The organism is Halocatena halophila (assembly GCA_027563145.1).
Taxonomy (GTDB): Archaea; Halobacteriota; Halobacteria; order Halobacteriales; family Haloarculaceae; genus Halocatena; species Halocatena halophila.
Window position 1 is genome coordinate 93,270 of sequence record CP071307.1, and the last position, 15,836, is coordinate 109,105.

The following is a 15,836-nucleotide window of genomic DNA, read 5'->3' on the forward strand; positions in this document are numbered from 1 at the left end:
CAGCGACGCCTGTGGGATCAAGTGAACGAGGCCGATCTCACTCGAACTCTGATTTCCTAGTATGCTCACGGTCTTCCCCCCTCCGACATTGATGACGACACTATCCGGTCTTATCATGGTCTGCTTTTATCGGAGCCATTCGTCTAGATACAATCTAAGTCATCGTTTGCGACCCTTCGACTGTACAACTACACCAATATCTGCAGATCTACGTATCGAAAGCGACGTTGGAATTGATTCAGTTCTCGGAGTCTAGATCGGAATCATCGAGTGGGTACGTAACTTGAGTTGTACAGAGAAAGTCTTCGAATGAGAGGTTTCGATCAAGCTGGTTTCCACCCCACGTACCAGCACCCAGTGAGTATGCATCGGTAAGTCCATTGTCGGCACTCATTCCGACAGCGAAGCCTTGCTGATTAACACCGATACGACAGACGTTGATCTCATGCCCCATCGCAAAGGCCCTCTCATGACTCCTCGTATGGACGGTACACGAGTGACCAGTCCCTTCATAATCTAGGATTTCCTTCGTAATTTTCAGTGCCTTTTGAAATGTATTTGCCTGATATACTGTGATAATTGGGGCAATTTTCTCTCCCGAAAGCGGATAATTTTTTCCAATTTCTGTCTGCTCTACGATGAGAAACTCTGTTGTATCTGGGATGTCGATGGCTGCGTGGTCGGCAATAACACTTGGTGGTCTAGCTATCACTGACCGATCGAGTGAGCCGTCTGGAAACAATGTCTGTTCGATTGCTGTTGTTTCATCCACTGAACAGTGGTAGCCATTCTCGGCCTTGAGTAGATTCAGCAGCGGTGAATAGATATCGGTGTGAGCAACGAGGACACTCTCACTGACACAGGGAGTCCCGTAATCAAACGCCGTTCCGGTGGCGATCTGCCGGCCCGCCCGCTTGAGGTTGGCCGTCTCGTCCACAATAACGACGAGATTTCCTTGTCCAACGCAGTAGTTTGGGGTGCCTGACTGCTGGCCTGCCTCTACGTTGCTACTAGAGCCAGTAACTTGTACCATGTCGGCCCGCTGCATGAGTTCGTTCGCCCGATCTCGGTTTGCAGGCCGTGGAACGAATGTGACCAGATCGCGGGGGGCACCTACTTTATCGAGTTGATCTCGGATGTATTCGATCGTGCAATATGCCGATTGTATACAATGTGGTGACACCGAAATGATAACCGCATTGCGTCCTTTCACAGCCAGCATTACAACGTTCATGATTGTTGGACCAGGGTTTGTTGATGGAACGAATGCTCCAATAACACCGACAGGTTTTGCAATTTCGATAACTCCCGGACGATCGCTCTCACGCACACCAACAGATGGTTTACCGAGAAGGTCGGCAAGAATGCACCGGCTCCCGTATCGGAGCTTTTTATATTTATCCGCTACGTTTCCAAACCCTGTTTCTTCGTATGTCGTCCGGGCAATATCTCTGGCATGATGATCCTGATAGATTGCCCAGCCAATCTCTTCAACTAGTGTATCAACCTGTGACTGGTCGCAATCCGAAATGCGTTTTTTGGCAGAGATAGCATCGGAGAGCAAACCGTCGATCACCACCTCTGGGGGACGGTCATCGCGAGGAGGATTGTTCTTGGACGCAGTCATTGGTGGTTGGGAATGGTTCTAAAAATCTCTCAATAGTGTTTTAAATTCCTCAATTCACGCATGGAATATTAATCAGGAGGAGAGACTATAAAAACACTTTGGATTCGGTAGATATATCATGGGTTAATAGATTGGAATAGAGTTCACCATTCTGAATTATTACTGGAACGCTCATTCGAAGTCTACTAGGGGTTTGGTGACCCCATCCGTTTTGGTTTCCATGAGATGGAAGGCCTCATCGACCGCCTCAAATTTGAATTCGTGTGTTGACATCCTGGTCGGATCGACTCTATCTCGTTCGAGTAGTCGGAGGAGACGCTGAAGCCGGAGCCGACCGACCAGCACAGAGAGTGGTGACGATATCTATCTCGGCCATCCCTAGGCCCCACTCAGCGCGGGGAATAGGAATATGTTTTCCCTCGCCGTGGTAACCAACCCCGGAGATCGTTCCCCCTGGTTTGGTTACCTTGATGCAGTTCTCGAACGTGACTGCATTGTCAGCTCGACCGGAATCGGAGGCGCCGAAGACAGTCTCTCGAGCGTGCTGGACGTGGGTTCGTATCTGTTCGTCCGTAAATTCAGCACTCTCGCGCTCCCGGAGACCTGCCTTCGACTCACCACGTGCCGTGGTGGCTGGAGATCCAGTGCGTCGTCGTTCTCATAGGCTGCCTCAACGAGTCGCTCGCTCACCGAAAGGATCGTCCGCTTCACCTCTTCCGAGAGGGCTGTGTCACAGGGGGCCGTGAGCATTTGGTGGGTTGGAGCCGTATTGTAGGGGCCAAATTTCACTGGATCGAAGCCGAGCCGTATAGATCGGTTTTCTGTCGAGAGGTCCTCGTAGAGTCCGTTCCACGAGAGGCCAGCGAGTTCGCGGCAGAACAACGCCCGATCGATCGGCCCAGCGTCGTATGTCCGTGACCGAAACTCCTTGTCGACCGTCTCGTTGAGGATCCGTGTCACTGGGATCGCTTGTACGACCCTGACGAGCGCGGCACCCTCTAGTTGAGAAGGTCGGTTCCAATGCATGGATTCGATATATTCTTATCATGGCCCTGGTATTCAAGTTGGACCGTCGCTCCCAATGCAGTGATTGAACAGTTGTGATGGTAGGGGAGTCGCTATATCATTGGCTCATTTGACGAAATATTGGAATGAATTTGACCCCTACGATTTCAAAAGATGTTACATTCATGGTTGTGTGGGTCACGTTATTATTAACAGAACGACATAATTTAATATTAACTACGGTAGTAGTATGGGTATGGAGAAAGAGATGGTTGCTAGTGGCGATCGGTTGATAACACGACGAACGGCGCTCAGATCGATGGCTGGGATTGCAAGTGCTGGTATTGGAGCCCTGAGTCTCTCGGATCGAGCTACGGCAAAGTCTGTGGGGGAGTATGTAATTCTGCACTGGTCTGGTCGCGTTCTTGATTATAATGGCACAGAGCCCACCGCCGATGCGAATCTCACTCTAGGCGAACGATACAGCCCGTCCTCTCAGCGATGGATAATCGATCAGGATAGTGGAGAAAACTACTATATTAAACTTCCTGGCACGGATTTAGTGCTCGATCTCAGTCAATGGAGGGGTGATGATGATATCTATTTGGAACGCTTAGATAATTTCCCATCCCAACGCTGGCAATTTGAGGAGCACAGTGCCGGTGGGTACTATATTGTCAATGAGAGATCGGATGCAGTCCTTGATGTGGACAAGGGATTGATGGATAAAGGTACTACTGTGGTACAACAAGAAATGGTCGTGGTAGACAGCCAACGGTGGGCGTTCCTCCCGTTCTAGCCGTGTTGTGAACGGTCGAGATTTGGTATCTCAGTATGATTGTCCGACGGAAAGAACCGAAATTCGATCTCCTACTGTTAGATGGGAAGTAGTCCTTGTTCCGTTCACTCTCCGTTCGAATTGCTACTATTGGGGCCAAATACATCGACGGAAACAGTATGTCTAGTACTCTTCATCCCCAATTTCAGACATACCGAACCATTCTGTTCGGTATCCATTGGTACTCTAGTCCTGTTCGATTCGAAGTAGAGCCACATATTTTCTTTCTATTGTAGCTTGATGTAATCGACCACTATCTATACGCCCTTTGATGATATGGTGGCTATGTCAGTAACGGTTACATCCAAACGCTCAGTTTTTCGGATGATTGCTGATACTCGGACTATCACTGGCCGTACTACCGTAATCCAGATACTGAATGCACGGCTGAGGATCTCTAAACGTTCGAACATGATGTGCACCGACTCGCCAGTACGTGGTTCAAGCACGACGCCCATGATGACGTAGAAGCATTCATCAGCTGGTGTCCGCTGTACCACCTCGATTTCAGTCCGCATGACGCATACCCATCGTGGCACGCGAAGACGAAGCCAGCTGTTCCGATGATTCGTGCACTGATGGTGATGGAGCTCCACGGGTGGGAGTACGAAACAGCGTTGGTGGGTCATCTTAATGCCCAACCAAGTCTCGTCGACGCTCTGGGATTTGACAACGTCCCAGTCCAGTCGACAATTTGGCGGGCTCGCCACGAGCGATTTAGCGACGAGTTGCTCCGCTCGATCGAGGAGTGTGTCGCCTCCATTCGTCTACTTGCGGGTGAGAATAGCGTGTCCGTCCCGGTGCGAAAAACCTGTTCGCTTAAGACCGATCTCCAACCGTTGGAGGGGTCAGATGCTGCTCCCACGCAACGAGAGATTCTGCAGCGAGCAGACGAACTCACAGCGGAGGCCCAGCGCCGCATTTTTCCAGCGTTTTCACTTAATCGTACCGAACAGGCATCAATACCGGAGAATGCGTTCTGGGAGTTACAGACGTACCTTGGTTTGGGGGAAAATCTCTGTGCGAACGAGGGAGCCCGGAGTTTTCTCACTGAATCAACGCGCAAGCAGACCCCACTTGGCCACACTCATCGCCATCACCTTCGCCAATTTTCGATCGAATCAATCCGGGAGATGTACCACGAAGCGATGCAGCGGCTCTTGGCCGAAACAACAAGCCGGTCGCACTTTCTTGGTGCCGCATCGGTGGCGATCGATACGACGGAATCGAGTCCGTTTACTGGCGACGGGCTACGAGGACGAAATCCCCGGGACAAAGGAGGATACCAACGAGTACGCGTATCAGTGGGCGTCGATCCAGACGGTTGGCCGAGGGCTACGGATCATGCTTGACGTTCGGCCAGTCCGGAAAGGCGATACACTTGTGGAGATTGTCACAGACCTGCTTGATTCAGCCGAAGAGCTGATTCAGATCGAGCGTGTGCTGATGGACCGAGAGTTCGACAGCCAACATGTTCTGGAAAGGATCGTCGAGCGTGGTTACGAGTACCTCGTTCCGAAGCGTAAACAGACGAGTGAGAAAGCCGTTGCATGCCGGATGGAGAAACATGGAGTAGAGACGACGGTCAACAAACGTGGGCTCCATCTTGGAAAGAACGAGTGGCACCAGACCCATCTACTGTACTTACCAAAGGAAGAGTACACCGGCCCGATTGAGGAGGGCCACGAACGATATGTCGTGTTCATGTCGTCAGAACCGGTGACGGGGACCGTTGAAGGCCGAGTTAGCTTCTATAGTAATCGTTGGGAGATCGAGATAGGCTACAAGCAGGTCAAGCGGTTCATGGCGAAGACGACCTCAAAGGACTTCGTGCTGCGGTTTTTCTACTTCGCGTTCGCCTGCTTGCTATACTCGCTCTGGCGATTGATCGACCATCTGGTACAGGTGTTCTTCACGGACACCTACGGCGATGATCCATGGGTGACGATGCACGATGTACTCACGTCGATGAAAAAGCGCACTGGCGTAGGCTAGCGCCCCGTACGTCCCGTGATTTCCTGGCAGAGAGAGCGGCTGGGCTATCTCCATTATTCAAAATAGTACGATTGGCGAAGATTCTCAGCTATTCTTGCTTCATTCGATACCAAATAGTGGATATTAGCACTTGATTCGCATACTAAATAGGCGAATAATACAGTCATACACAGAAATTCTCAACTACCTGGACACCCATTTGATATAGCGACATGAAGTTTATGGATAGTTGTTTGCTGGTGTAGATGGGCTGAGGTGGTGAAAATTGGCGAATTGGGGGCAAACTGAATCACTTCGTTTTACGCCAATAATACGCACTGGATCCACCTACCACCACGCCCTCCGACAAGCACGGAACATAGATCCAGCAGAGACCGGTGCTACCCCCGGAATATCGGACTCCAACCGCAACGATCAGGAGGTGGTCATGTGGAGCGGTGTATCTCAAAAAATCGGAGAACGATGAGTAGGCCGAGCACAATGCAATGATCAAACGATGCTGATTGAAAGCAAGGGCTGACTCGAGACGGGGACACCACCGAATGGCCAAGCGTGCGCTCGATCGGTGGTGGGGGTGATGGCCAGAGCTGTTCTATAATCGAACTAACTGCAACATGGCGATCATAGTCTGAGAAACGGTTGAATCGGTTGAATTCGAATGAAATTGGCTCCGATGGTCAGTATTTCTATAGTCACGTATCGCGTAGCATGCTTGTGGGTCTCTTCGCCACCAATGGGTATCACAGCCGCGCAGCTCGAAGACCTAGCCTGCATTTCGGCCTAGAGCGACCCTCGCTCACGCAACGCGCCGATAGACGCGATGACGAACAGATGGACTAACTGGCTACGGAGTGACACCACGTCAGGAGACACACGTATGACACAACCAGATTCCGACCTCCCGAGGGTCGTCTCACGCGATGAATGGCGAGAAGCACGCACCGAACTCCTCGAAAAGGAGAAAGAACTCACCCAAAAGCGCGACGAACTCAACGCCGAGCGCCGGCAGTTGCCGATGGTCGAGATCGACAAGAATTACGTCTTTGAGGGTCCTGATGGTGAAGTGAGCCTGCTCGATCTGTTCGAGGGGCGTCGACAGCTCATCGTCTATCACTTCATGTTCGACCCGGAGTGGGATGCGGGCTGCAAAGTCTGTTCGCTCCTGGCGGACAACATCGGACACCTCTCGCACCTGCACGCCCTGGATACGTCGTTGGTGATGGTCTCCCGTGCCCCCTACGACAAACTCGAACAGTATCGGTCGCGTATGGGCTGGTCCGTCCCCTGGTACTCTTCGTACGGCACCGATTTCAACTACGACTTTCACGTGACCCTCGACGCATCACACGGCTCTATCGAGCACAACTATCGAGATTTCACCGAGCTCGCCAGCAATGGATCGACCGAGGCACACGGGACGAGTGTCTTTCTTCGTGATGGTGACGACATCTACCACACGTATTCGTCGTACGAACGCGGTAACGGACTGCTCGTCGGCACCTTCAACTATCTCGACCTCACACCGCTTGGTCGACACGAGCATCGGCCAGCTGATCAGGATACAGACGGAAACTGGCTCCGTCGGCACGACGAGTACGATGAGTGAAAGTATGAGCTAGGTCATTCCCACGTCCGTCATTTAGGCTTGCGTCCCGATCGTCGTACGGAATATGGTAGTGAAACTGATCGAATAGTGTATAAACAGAATATTGCTATATCATTTCCCCTGCTCTGATGATCCCTTACTTCGGAGTGTGGTTTTCTGTAAATGGGTTTTATTCAGGTAGGTGGTGTCGGAACTTGCGAATTCTTCGCACGAGAAGGCCTCTATCGGTGTGCTACTAGCTCTGAAAAACTGACCATCTATACCAGTGATGAACTGGAAGATCCGATCTAGTTAGAATTCTGGTCAGCAAGCGGTCGAAGGTTTTTCTTCCCAGCCTCAACCTGAGCCCGCTCAATCCGCCACTGATCGTTATCGAACGGGATGTCGTAGTTTTCTTCTGCCCGCTGGAGGATACTGCGCATTTTTGACGGTGGTATTTCGAAAAATCTCGCCGTAGATCGCTTCTCACGGCCCTTTCGAACCTCCCGGATGAAATTCTGGGCACGGACGTACTCGCTCGGCACTTGCTGCAGAAAGCCGTCTTCAACAGTGTAGCCGAATGGGGGCCGTCCAACTCGCTTTCCTTTGGCAATTGCACCGTCAATACCTTCTTGAACGCGTGAGCGGATCATTTTCCGCTCTGCGTCAGCGAACACCATCATCATGTTCAGCATCATCTCAGCCATCCAGTCATCTTGATCGACCGTTCCAATCGGTTGGTTCACAAGATCGATATCGACATCGTGTTCTCGCAACTCTTCGACGAAGCCTGCGAGATCTGCGAACGACCGTCCGAGACGATCGAGTTCGTGGGCGACCACGAGGTCATACTCCGTCACGTGCGCACGTAGGCGTTGATACTCCTCACGAGAGGTCGACGCCCCACTTTCACCGAGATCGCAGTACCAATCGAGTTCAGAGTCCGACTCTCCGTACGCCTCGCGAATGGCGCGCATTTGTCGTTCTTCGTTCTGGTCGTCAGTAGAAACTCGGACGTAAGCGGCAATCTTCATGGGTCAACTGGGTACCCTAACAACACCGGCCAGCTATATATAAAGAATGAGGGTTTTCTGGGCACTGCCAAAAACAACTGTTTTTCACGGCAGTCCAAGCCTATCCAACACATCAATTCGCCACGCAAGGCCATTTCTAAGGGTTGCTTCCCTATCTTACGTATGTCTGAGGATATCATATTCAGACCCTTCAACACAATCTCCTATATCCACCGTTGTTGATGGCACTCATGAATGTAGCAATAGACCGCTCATACAGAGGCTTTTCAGTCGGAACGTTCTGGCGGTAGGCGTGTGTACCACCACGCCCAGAGGATCAAGATCCCTTGCAGTGGAAGTCGTGCCCAAGTCGCTTTCCGAATGATGTCGGTTGCCCAGTCAGGTCCCACATCGGTTGCCATATCGTTTGTCGCCATATGTATGTTTACTGGGAAGACTGCAATAAGGAGTGCAATAAGGCCCCAGGCAGACAGTCGTCGCGTCCGCTGGATCATCACTCCGATTCCAAGGACGATCTCTGCAATTCCAGAGACGTAGACCAAGAAGAGCGGACGCGGAAACTGAGAGGGAATTACCCGTTCATAGGTCTTCGGGACGATAAAGTGTAATAGCCCCGCCACAGTATAGAAAAATCCCATCACGTAGACAAGTGGATAGTTGAATTGCCTCATGCTGGTGTCGATCTCATCACTCATACCATTGGTAGAGCCCTGGCACTGAAGACAGTACTCCATTCGTACATCGGCACTCGGCTTCAGTACTCTGGGTTCGGCCAATTTATATCCTATATGCAAGATAACTCTCAATAGGTCTGGATTGAAATAAAAAGACGCAATCCAACGTATCTCGTTCGCCTTACTGTTCGACAATAAACTCGCTGGCCGCCGCTCGCACGTCCTCCATCGATTTGGGCTCGTCGAATGCATCAGGGAACGGTACCTCCCCTGTGAGGAGGTTCAGATAGGAGGCATGGCGGGCTTCGACCGTCGCGATCGTTGCGCCCGCTGTCTGAAGCTCACCGCTGTCGATGAGTGCGATCGCTCCGTCGTACGCTGACACGCCGAGATTCTCGAATGTTCGGGCGAGTGCGAAGTAGTCCTCTACAGTATCGAGAGGAAATTCGAATTCTAGCCCGGAAACCGGCTCACCACCGAGGTCATTGATAACCGTAGTGAGCTGTTCGACGTGCGTTTGTTCGTGGTCCCTGATGCGGTTGAAATAGTCGTACGTCGACGACTGCAGTTCCTTCCCAAGACGCTTGGCCGCCGCTGAGTTCTCGATCTCACACTCACTGAACTTCTCCTGGCCACACGTGTAGAACGTTGCTTCCAACTGCTCAAGCGTCAGTGCATAGTTCAGCACATCGATATCCGTTACGGAATCGTTGTCTTCCTTCGCCGAAAACGCTGTCCGAGGTTCGTCGTTTGTCGAGTGGAGACTTCCTGCTGTGGGATCGCTTCCAGCAACCGAGAGCATACTTAGTCCGACGCCAGCGCTCGCTGTCGTACGGAGAAACGCCCGTCGATTCAGCGCACCCTCAACACGCTCTAGAATGGCATCTACCGATGTGCCATCCGTGTTCCGAGAATCAGCAGGACAGCTATCGGAGTCAGTACACTGGTCATCTTCGTTCGCTCGCTCGGTGGTGGTGTCTTTTGTCATAGTTGTCTGTGAGCTGCATAAACAACTACGGTAATAAATAGAAGAGAATGACGCGACTACCACCTTGTAGCCTCCGTTTACCACCCGAAACGTAGTAAGAGGGTGGAAAGTGAAGCCAACCCGTTGGATAAAGCGTTATACTGCCTAGAAATATTTACATGACTTCTTGACACCCAGCCACAGAATGGCTGTGTTACTGTTCGACGATGAACTGACCGGCGATTTCTGTGACCTCCTTCATTGATTTGGCCTCGTCGAAGCCCTTCGGGAACGGCAGCTCACTGTTGAGTTCATTGAGGAAGCCCGCGTGACGGGCCTCAACACTCTGGATCGATGCAGCGGCTTTGAATACTTTGTCGTTCGAGACGGCCGGTCCTGCCCCAAGATACGCGGCCACACCGGTGTTTTCGAGAGCCTGGGCCACACCGAGGAATTCGGCAGGTGTTTCGTAGCCGAAGTCGTATTTAGCTTCACTGACCGGCTTGCCACCGAGTTTCTTGACGGTTTCAGTGATTGTGTCGACGTGGGCTTTCTCGTGGTCGCGAATCGCACCTAGTCGCGACGGCACGGTACTGATAACCTCTTTGTCCCCGAAGCGACAGAACACCGCGTTTTCGAGCTCGTCGTCACTGAATTCCTTGAGTCCATCACGGTAGAAGGCGTATTCGAGATGTTCGAGGGTTAGCGCGTAGTTCAACACGTCGAGGTCGCTGGTTCCGTCGTCGGTTTTGCGTTCGGGTGTCTGTTTCTTCTTGTTGCTTTCTCCGTTCTTCTTGTCTTTCGTACTGTTATCCTCACCCGAAGCGGCGATGAACTGCCCAGCAATCTCAAGTACTTCATCCATCGATTTGGCCTTGTCAAACGCGTTGGGGAACGGCGAACTGGTGTTGACGAGGTTGAGGAAGCTTGCATGACGGGCTTCAACGGTGTGAATTGAGAGTGCTGCCTCCAGAACCGCATTGCTCACGATATCCGGTGCCGCCCCTGCGTAGGCAGCGACGCCAGTGTTTTCGAGAGCTTTTCCGGTTGCGAGGAATTTGCTCGGGGATTCATAGCCGAATGTATACTCGGCTTCGCTTACTGGCTCGCCGCCGAGATCTTTTACCGTCTTCGTGATCGCATCAACGTGTGCCTTCTCATTGTCGCGGATCTCTGCGAGATACTCTGGTACTTCCCGACGTACCGTCTCGCCAAAGCCATCGAGCGCCTTCGCTTCCTTCAACTCGTCGTCGCTAAACTCCTTGAGACCATCGCGGTAGAAGGCGTATTCGAGGTGTTCGAGTGTCAGCGCGTAATTCAGGACAGTAATATCTGGGGTTTTCTTGTCCTGTGCGGCTGATTTGTTGGTCCCACTCTGTGCTTGCTGCGACCCGCCGGACCCTGCCAAGTGCGCCAATCCACCGCTTGCATTCCCCAGGAGCGCCGTGCTTCCAATGGCAGCCGCGCCGGTGAGCATGGCTCGTCGGGTGGCTGTTTGACTACGATGTTGAGGTGGCTGGTCGTCTGTGTCGTCGTTGGGTTCGTTTTTCGTGTTCGCGGTCATGATTCGGTAGTTAATTTCCATCAACACTACCAATTTCACCCACACCTACCTGGTATGAGAAGTTTTTCCGAATTCTCACCCAAATTCGTCCCACATTCAAATTGATAGAGACTGACTACACACCAGAGACGAATCTTACCACGTCACGTGGTGCTTTCTGTAACTGCTATGTCAAACAAGACCTCAATCCCAGGTGACCCACGTAAGAAAAGCGAGTCCGATGAATTCGAATAACCGAAGAAGCGTCATCATGCGCTGGGCAATCGTCGGAATTTGGGTGACCCACACGTGAAGCACCGGGTCAAGCATGTAGAAATAGAACGCGAGTGCGTTTTCAACAAAGAGAAAACTAGCAAATAGGACGAAGCCAAGGGTATGTTTCGATCGGAATTGCCAGTAATTCCGGCCCCAGACCACACCAAGCAGGCCTAGTAAGACGAGATTCAGCGCGATCAGCACACGCGCTCCCTCTACCCAAAGTGTCATCTATCTCTCCTAAGGACGTCAGGAAGGTTATGTTCTTTCCCAAATTCAACCATTGTTACGTCACCTGTTCACAGATCTGTTCGATCAACTCCCAGTGCGCGCGAGCTTGCTCGGTCGGGAGATAGATCGCACCGTACTCAGTCCCACTCCGTGTAACGATTCCGTTCTCCTGGAGTACATCAAGGTGGTGTCGTATCGTCTTATAATCGAGCTCAAGCGTTTCAGCGAGCTGATTGGCGTTACGTGGCTGTTCATCGATCGTCTGGAGAATCCGTGCGCGGTTTGAACCCCCACGCGTGCCGGTCAACACGTACCACAGCACGGACTCCATGCTAATCCCACTATTGCGATCCCTCCTGTAAACTGTATCGAAGTCCACATGCCAACCCAGCTTGACGATATTCACGACCATTCTTATTGCCTTATATACTGACGGATACGACCTATATACATCCATAAGATTATTAATCATTTATCAATTAAGAGCAGTTATTATTTAGTCATAAAAATTATTCTATTTTTTAGATAATGTGGTATATATGTGCCTATCATCTATATTATTATAACACTTAGTTCATATAATTGAAAAATGTGCAGAATTCGTAACTCCTAGCAGAACATAGAAACAGCTCATGCGCATCTCAACCATCGTCATCGTTTTCGGGGTCGTTCTGTTCGTTCTCCCCTTCCCAGGAACGTTCATAGTAGGAGCGCTCGTGATCCTCACCGGAGCAATCGCCAGATGGCATGGGTCGTGAGCACGGACCTTACAAACATTAGATCGCTGCGGGGCATCAGTAGTTTGTCTTAGGACGCATTACTCGCTCGCTAAAACAGAACCGACGATCAGATACAGTTTGTAGCGACATCTAGCAACCAACAGAGGTGAGCTGAGGCGACCCCATTCGTGGCGAGTGGGTGGATTACCCTGTCTCGTCCTCACGATGGTCAGGAATGTCAGCACCTATCCCCTCAATCGCTGTATGAATGTCGTCCATTGGTGGAGTTGTCCGGGGTCACGTCGATCGGATGTGAACCGATCCAGGTGTAGCGGATTGTTTGATTGTGATCGGTGAGAAAGCATGACCGATGAGCCCTGGGGAGGAGCTTGAACAATCGATACCGAACCCCGTAGGCTTCGGCGATCGCTCGGCCGATACCACGCGAGGAGCCAGTCACGATCGCAACGTCGTGCTGGAGTGGCTTCGCTACATGGCTGTCGTCTGCTAGCGTCGCTTTCTCACTATCTGCATTCTTACGTGTCATTGATTGAATCTCGACCATAGGACCGTTATTCGGGCTTTTTACCCTCGATCGTTGCCGAGACGATGTACTGTTCGAGGTCGTCTTTTTCAGCGGGCTCATTCCCGGTCTTCCAGCACGTCCCGAGTACTTCCTCGGGATTCCCTTCGCAGGTGGCTTCCTTACCCGGTACGTTGGTACCCGAACGAAGGGCAAACAGTGGTATGACGAGCAGTTCATCCCGAAAATCGATCCGTTGACGCTGGTCGCGCTGCTGTTCACCGTGATCGTGATGTTCGCCACCCAAGGCGGCAACATCGTCGCCGCGCCGGGTGACGTTCTGTTGATCGCAGTACCGCTGACGATCTACTTCGTCGTGATGTTCCTCGTCAGCTTCGGGATGTGCCACACGGCTACTATAATCGCGTCCATACAGGCAGCATCATGTACCATCAATGGAGCAAGAGAATGCCTATGCCGTCTTCGCTACCAATCGAGACGTGCCGTTGGATCGGGTCCAAGAAATCACTAGGCAATACACCAAGCGCTGGCAGATCGAAAACGAGTACAAGACGATCAAACAGCACTTTCTACCAACGGTCGCCTCAACTGATTATCGGATCCAATTCCTGTACTTTGTAATCGGCGTCACCATGTACAGCGTCTGGCGGGTGACAAACCTGCTGTTCCGAAACGCTATCTCTGTGCATCTGGGTGAGAAACCACCGATTCCGGCGAGGGAGTTCGTCGAAACCCTCACTTTTTGCACCATTCCAGTAGATTGAAAGAACTGCGGCGATAATGGTACGCTTGATCCCGAACTGCTGGACTCACTCATTGGCTATTGTTTCTAAGTCCTAGTGTTGACCACTAACGATGACTGCATTGGAAACACTCTCACCAATGGATCGACTGCTTCATATTCCGTGAAAATAGGTGACGGGGACCGACTCCTTTGTTAAATCCATCAAACTCCGAACCTATGAACTAGGACGGGCCCGGGTCCTGCCTGTGCGAGAGATACGCCGTCAGATCAGTTGTCGTGATGACACCGATCACGCCGTCAGTCTCGTCAACGACCGGGATATGATGGAAGCCATTCTCAAGCATCATATCCGCTATGGTCCGAATGGACTCGTTCGCAGTGGTCGTCGTAATTGTCGTACTCATGAATGCGGCTACAGTCGTGTCTGGGTCACTGTCGCCCTCTGCGACGACGCGGATGAAATCAGTGGCAGTGAGGATTCCTTCAAGATGATCGTTGTCGTCGATGACAATCACCGAGCCGATACCGTGTTTGAGCATCAGTCCCCCAGCCTCCCGTAGTGACGTGTCGACGCCTACGGTGTGTACCGGTGAAGACATAAGACTCCCGACAAAGACATCGTCCATCTGAAACTGTGCGGCCTGCCCGAGAATAAGAGTTGCCACTGAATGTCCTCGTTCCACTGATTCGCCTTTTTGATTCGTCTTGGTTGTCGATAGGACATATCGCAAGCACGCTGACGGACCTCATCGATCCGATCATCGTGCCACAAAGACGGTCACATCTATCCACTCCGTCTCCGACACAAGGAGATACGACGCCCGATGACGACCCACCACGTGATAGATAGATTTGTCTTCGTGATGGATTACAGGTACGCTGCGTCCCAACGGGTCGCCTTGCGTAGGTTCCCACATTGATTACACTCGATATGTCCCATCGAATCCATAGCGTTGTCCGTTGTATCACAGTTCGAGCAGTACCAGCCGTAGAGCTGCGTTCGGTCTTGCTTCAGATACGACGGGTGGAACGGCCCGGTTGACCCCCGAGAACTCTCCTCGAAGTCAACGTATAACTGTTCGCCATCGGTCGCTGTCCGCGGTGCTAATTCGCCGGGGGCAGTCCCTTCCTCACCATAAACGTTCTCAACGTGGGCGTTGCCAGCGATCATTATCGTCCGGTCGTAGAGTTGCTCGAAGCCGTGGGTCCCATAGAAGTGGTTGCCCGCCTCGTTCTCAGCCAAAACCAATCCTGTTATCCGATCGGTGCCACGCTCTGTGAGCATGTCTCGGGTTGCATCGAAGAGTTCCGTGGCGATGTGTCGGCCACGATGCTCGGGAGCGACGTGCAGCCACAGGATCCGTCCTTTGTCGTCCGTTTCGACAATGTGGCTCTGGGAAAAGCCGACGACATCGTCCTCGTCGGCCGCGACAAGAAACACCATTTCGTCACTGTCGAGGTAGTCATCGAACGCGTCTGCTGCATACCACTCCTCAATAGCTGTCTCGATCGTCTCATCACCAAGAACAGCATACGACGCCGCTAACGACTCGCGGGCGATGTGTCGCACTGAATCGATATCTGCTGAATCAAGCGGTCGAATCTCCATATACATCTGTGGTCGTGAAACCGGATAAACACCCGCCTTCCTCCAGTGTGTTTGGATCCGGGGGAAACAGTCGCTTTTGCGGTAGCAGCTGAATACTCAGCTGTACTATCATATGATGATCTCGCAGCGAGAGACGCTGGCGAATCTCCTGGTATCGAAGTTCACGGATCAATCGGCGTTATTGTCCTCGCCACACTCGCGGAGAGAAACCATGCAACATATCGTCTGAGACATATTCCCCTCTATTGAATACCGCAACTATCCTTGATATATTATTATAAGATAGATGTCTATATTAAATACTATCTATACTTACTGATGAAGGTTCGGAAAAATCTTCCCGATATCAAAGAGAGGTGCGGAACAAGCAGATTCAAAAGAGGGATTCAGGCAATTGTAGCGGAATAAATCACGGATTAGCGAAAAAACAATAAACTTCCTCCA

17 protein-coding genes and 2 pseudogenes are annotated in these 15,836 nt (G+C 51.6%); 7 read left to right on the plus strand and 12 right to left on the minus strand.

Features of this window, described 5'->3' with window-relative positions; genetic code table 11:
• Positions 1 to 238: 238 nt before the first annotated feature.
• The 3 genes and pseudogenes from JXQ78_RS14605 to JXQ78_RS14610 form a co-directional block, all read right to left on the minus strand.
• Positions 239 to 1,627, minus strand: coding sequence for an aldehyde dehydrogenase family protein (locus JXQ78_RS14605; protein ID WP_330633259.1), 1,389 nt, complete (start codon positions 1,625 to 1,627; stop codon positions 239 to 241).
• A gap of 171 nt (positions 1,628 to 1,798) precedes the next feature.
• Positions 1,799 to 2,114, minus strand: a pseudogene (locus JXQ78_RS19085) (NAD(P)-dependent alcohol dehydrogenase); the annotation flags it as partial.
• Complete coding sequence (locus JXQ78_RS14610; RefSeq protein ID WP_330633260.1) at positions 2,090 to 2,587, minus strand: hypothetical protein; 498 nt, start codon at positions 2,585 to 2,587, stop codon at positions 2,090 to 2,092. The gene JXQ78_RS14610 and the pseudogene JXQ78_RS19085, both read right to left, overlap by 25 nt.
• Positions 2,588 to 2,888: 301 nt before the next feature.
• Here JXQ78_RS14610 and JXQ78_RS14615 point away from each other — a divergent pair, with 301 nt between their 5' ends.
• From JXQ78_RS14615 to JXQ78_RS14630, 4 genes are all read left to right on the plus strand, one after another.
• Positions 2,889 to 3,431: an RICIN domain-containing protein gene (locus tag JXQ78_RS14615; RefSeq protein WP_330633261.1), complete on the plus strand. Its 543-nt coding sequence runs from the start codon at positions 2,889 to 2,891 to the stop codon at positions 3,429 to 3,431.
• 455 nt (positions 3,432 to 3,886) lie between these two features.
• On the plus strand, positions 3,887 to 4,822 hold the full coding sequence (locus JXQ78_RS14620) for a transposase (RefSeq protein ID WP_330633262.1): 936 nt from the start codon (positions 3,887 to 3,889) through the stop codon (positions 4,820 to 4,822).
• A complete protein-coding gene (locus JXQ78_RS14625; RefSeq protein ID WP_330633263.1) occupies positions 4,815 to 5,465 on the plus strand; it encodes a transposase in 651 nt (216 codons plus the stop codon). The genes JXQ78_RS14620 and JXQ78_RS14625 overlap by 8 nt, the downstream gene beginning before the upstream one ends.
• Before the next feature lie 877 nt (positions 5,466 to 6,342).
• Positions 6,343 to 7,071 carry a DUF899 domain-containing protein gene (locus tag JXQ78_RS14630; protein ID WP_330633264.1) on the plus strand — a complete coding sequence of 243 codons (729 nt, stop codon included), beginning with the start codon at positions 6,343 to 6,345 and terminating at the stop codon, positions 7,069 to 7,071.
• Positions 7,072 to 7,358: 287 nt separating this feature from the next.
• Here the strand turns inward: JXQ78_RS14630 and JXQ78_RS14635 are convergent, their stop codons facing one another.
• The 6 genes from JXQ78_RS14635 to JXQ78_RS14660 all read right to left on the minus strand — a co-directional run bounded on the left by JXQ78_RS14635 (position 7,359) and on the right by JXQ78_RS14660 (position 12,106).
• Positions 7,359 to 8,084, minus strand: a complete 726-nt coding sequence (locus tag JXQ78_RS14635) for a recombinase family protein (protein ID WP_330633265.1) — start codon at positions 8,082 to 8,084, stop codon at positions 7,359 to 7,361.
• Positions 8,085 to 8,350: 266 nt separating this feature from the next.
• Positions 8,351 to 8,779: a DoxX family protein gene (locus JXQ78_RS14640; RefSeq protein ID WP_330633266.1), complete on the minus strand. Its 429-nt coding sequence runs from the start codon at positions 8,777 to 8,779 to the stop codon at positions 8,351 to 8,353.
• 160 nt (positions 8,780 to 8,939) lie between these two features.
• Positions 8,940 to 9,746, minus strand: coding sequence for a ferritin-like domain-containing protein (locus JXQ78_RS14645; RefSeq protein WP_330633267.1), 807 nt, complete (start codon positions 9,744 to 9,746; stop codon positions 8,940 to 8,942).
• Positions 9,747 to 9,939: 193 nt separating this feature from the next.
• Positions 9,940 to 11,310, minus strand: a complete 1,371-nt coding sequence (locus tag JXQ78_RS14650) for a ferritin-like domain-containing protein (RefSeq protein ID WP_330633268.1) — start codon at positions 11,308 to 11,310, stop codon at positions 9,940 to 9,942.
• Positions 11,311 to 11,472: 162 nt separating this feature from the next.
• Entirely contained in the window at positions 11,473 to 11,775 is a 303-nt protein-coding gene (locus JXQ78_RS14655) for a hypothetical protein (RefSeq protein WP_330633269.1), read from the minus strand.
• Positions 11,776 to 11,830: 55 nt separating this feature from the next.
• Positions 11,831 to 12,106, minus strand: coding sequence for an ArsR/SmtB family transcription factor (locus tag JXQ78_RS14660; RefSeq protein WP_330633270.1), 276 nt, complete (start codon positions 12,104 to 12,106; stop codon positions 11,831 to 11,833).
• A 301-nt stretch (positions 12,107 to 12,407) separates the two neighbouring features.
• Here JXQ78_RS14660 and JXQ78_RS14665 point away from each other — a divergent pair, with 301 nt between their 5' ends.
• A complete protein-coding gene (locus JXQ78_RS14665) occupies positions 12,408 to 12,533 on the plus strand; it encodes a hypothetical protein (RefSeq protein WP_330633271.1) in 126 nt (41 codons plus the stop codon).
• Between the two features lie 214 nt (positions 12,534 to 12,747).
• On the opposite strand, the gene JXQ78_RS14670 is transcribed toward JXQ78_RS14665, so the two are convergent.
• Positions 12,748 to 13,041: a thioredoxin domain-containing protein gene (locus tag JXQ78_RS14670; protein ID WP_330633272.1), complete on the minus strand. Its 294-nt coding sequence runs from the start codon at positions 13,039 to 13,041 to the stop codon at positions 12,748 to 12,750.
• A gap of 124 nt (positions 13,042 to 13,165) precedes the next feature.
• On the opposite strand from JXQ78_RS14670, the pseudogene JXQ78_RS14675 reads away from it, so the two are divergent.
• Both JXQ78_RS14675 and JXQ78_RS14680 read left to right on the plus strand, forming a co-directional pair.
• Positions 13,166 to 13,420, plus strand: a pseudogene (locus JXQ78_RS14675) (arsenic resistance protein); the annotation flags it as partial.
• 52 nt (positions 13,421 to 13,472) lie between these two features.
• The gene (locus JXQ78_RS14680) at positions 13,473 to 13,802 is read left to right on the plus strand and encodes a hypothetical protein (RefSeq protein WP_330633273.1); all 330 of its coding nucleotides are present in this window, start codon (positions 13,473 to 13,475) and stop codon (positions 13,800 to 13,802) included.
• Between the two features lie 202 nt (positions 13,803 to 14,004).
• On the opposite strand, the gene JXQ78_RS14685 is transcribed toward JXQ78_RS14680, so the two are convergent.
• Both JXQ78_RS14685 and JXQ78_RS14690 read right to left on the minus strand, forming a co-directional pair.
• Complete coding sequence (locus tag JXQ78_RS14685; RefSeq protein WP_330633548.1) at positions 14,005 to 14,409, minus strand: CBS domain-containing protein; 405 nt, start codon at positions 14,407 to 14,409, stop codon at positions 14,005 to 14,007.
• Positions 14,410 to 14,651: 242 nt separating this feature from the next.
• Positions 14,652 to 15,392, minus strand: coding sequence for a GNAT family N-acetyltransferase (locus JXQ78_RS14690; RefSeq protein WP_330633274.1), 741 nt, complete (start codon positions 15,390 to 15,392; stop codon positions 14,652 to 14,654).
• Between the last annotated feature and the right edge of the window lie 444 nt (positions 15,393 to 15,836).

Excerpts from the sequence above, each read along its gene's own strand:
- JXQ78_RS14685 (WP_330633548.1), bottom strand. The coding sequence starts at position 14,409 with ATGGACGATGTCTTTGTCGGGAGTCTTATGTCTTCACCGGTACACACC.
- JXQ78_RS14680 (WP_330633273.1), top strand. The coding sequence starts at position 13,473 with ATGGAGCAAGAGAATGCCTATGCCGTCTTCGCTACCAATCGAGACGTG.
- JXQ78_RS14665 (WP_330633271.1), top strand. The coding sequence starts at position 12,408 with ATGCGCATCTCAACCATCGTCATCGTTTTCGGGGTCGTTCTGTTCGTT.
- JXQ78_RS14605 (WP_330633259.1), bottom strand. The coding sequence starts at position 1,627 with ATGACTGCGTCCAAGAACAATCCTCCTCGCGATGACCGTCCCCCAGAG.
- JXQ78_RS14660 (WP_330633270.1), bottom strand. The coding sequence starts at position 12,106 with ATGGAGTCCGTGCTGTGGTACGTGTTGACCGGCACGCGTGGGGGTTCA.
- JXQ78_RS14625 (WP_330633263.1), top strand. The coding sequence starts at position 4,815 with ATGCTTGACGTTCGGCCAGTCCGGAAAGGCGATACACTTGTGGAGATT.
- JXQ78_RS14645 (WP_330633267.1), bottom strand. The coding sequence starts at position 9,746 with ATGACAAAAGACACCACCACCGAGCGAGCGAACGAAGATGACCAGTGT.
- JXQ78_RS14630 (WP_330633264.1), top strand. The coding sequence starts at position 6,343 with ATGACACAACCAGATTCCGACCTCCCGAGGGTCGTCTCACGCGATGAA.
- JXQ78_RS14650 (WP_330633268.1), bottom strand. The coding sequence starts at position 11,310 with ATGGAAATTAACTACCGAATCATGACCGCGAACACGAAAAACGAACCC.
- JXQ78_RS14615 (WP_330633261.1), top strand. The coding sequence starts at position 2,889 with ATGGAGAAAGAGATGGTTGCTAGTGGCGATCGGTTGATAACACGACGA.
- JXQ78_RS14690 (WP_330633274.1), bottom strand. The coding sequence starts at position 15,392 with ATGGAGATTCGACCGCTTGATTCAGCAGATATCGATTCAGTGCGACAC.
- JXQ78_RS14640 (WP_330633266.1), bottom strand. The coding sequence starts at position 8,779 with ATGAGTGATGAGATCGACACCAGCATGAGGCAATTCAACTATCCACTT.
- JXQ78_RS14655 (WP_330633269.1), bottom strand. The coding sequence starts at position 11,775 with ATGACACTTTGGGTAGAGGGAGCGCGTGTGCTGATCGCGCTGAATCTC.
- JXQ78_RS14670 (WP_330633272.1), bottom strand. The coding sequence starts at position 13,041 with ATGACACGTAAGAATGCAGATAGTGAGAAAGCGACGCTAGCAGACGAC.
- JXQ78_RS14635 (WP_330633265.1), bottom strand. The coding sequence starts at position 8,084 with ATGAAGATTGCCGCTTACGTCCGAGTTTCTACTGACGACCAGAACGAA.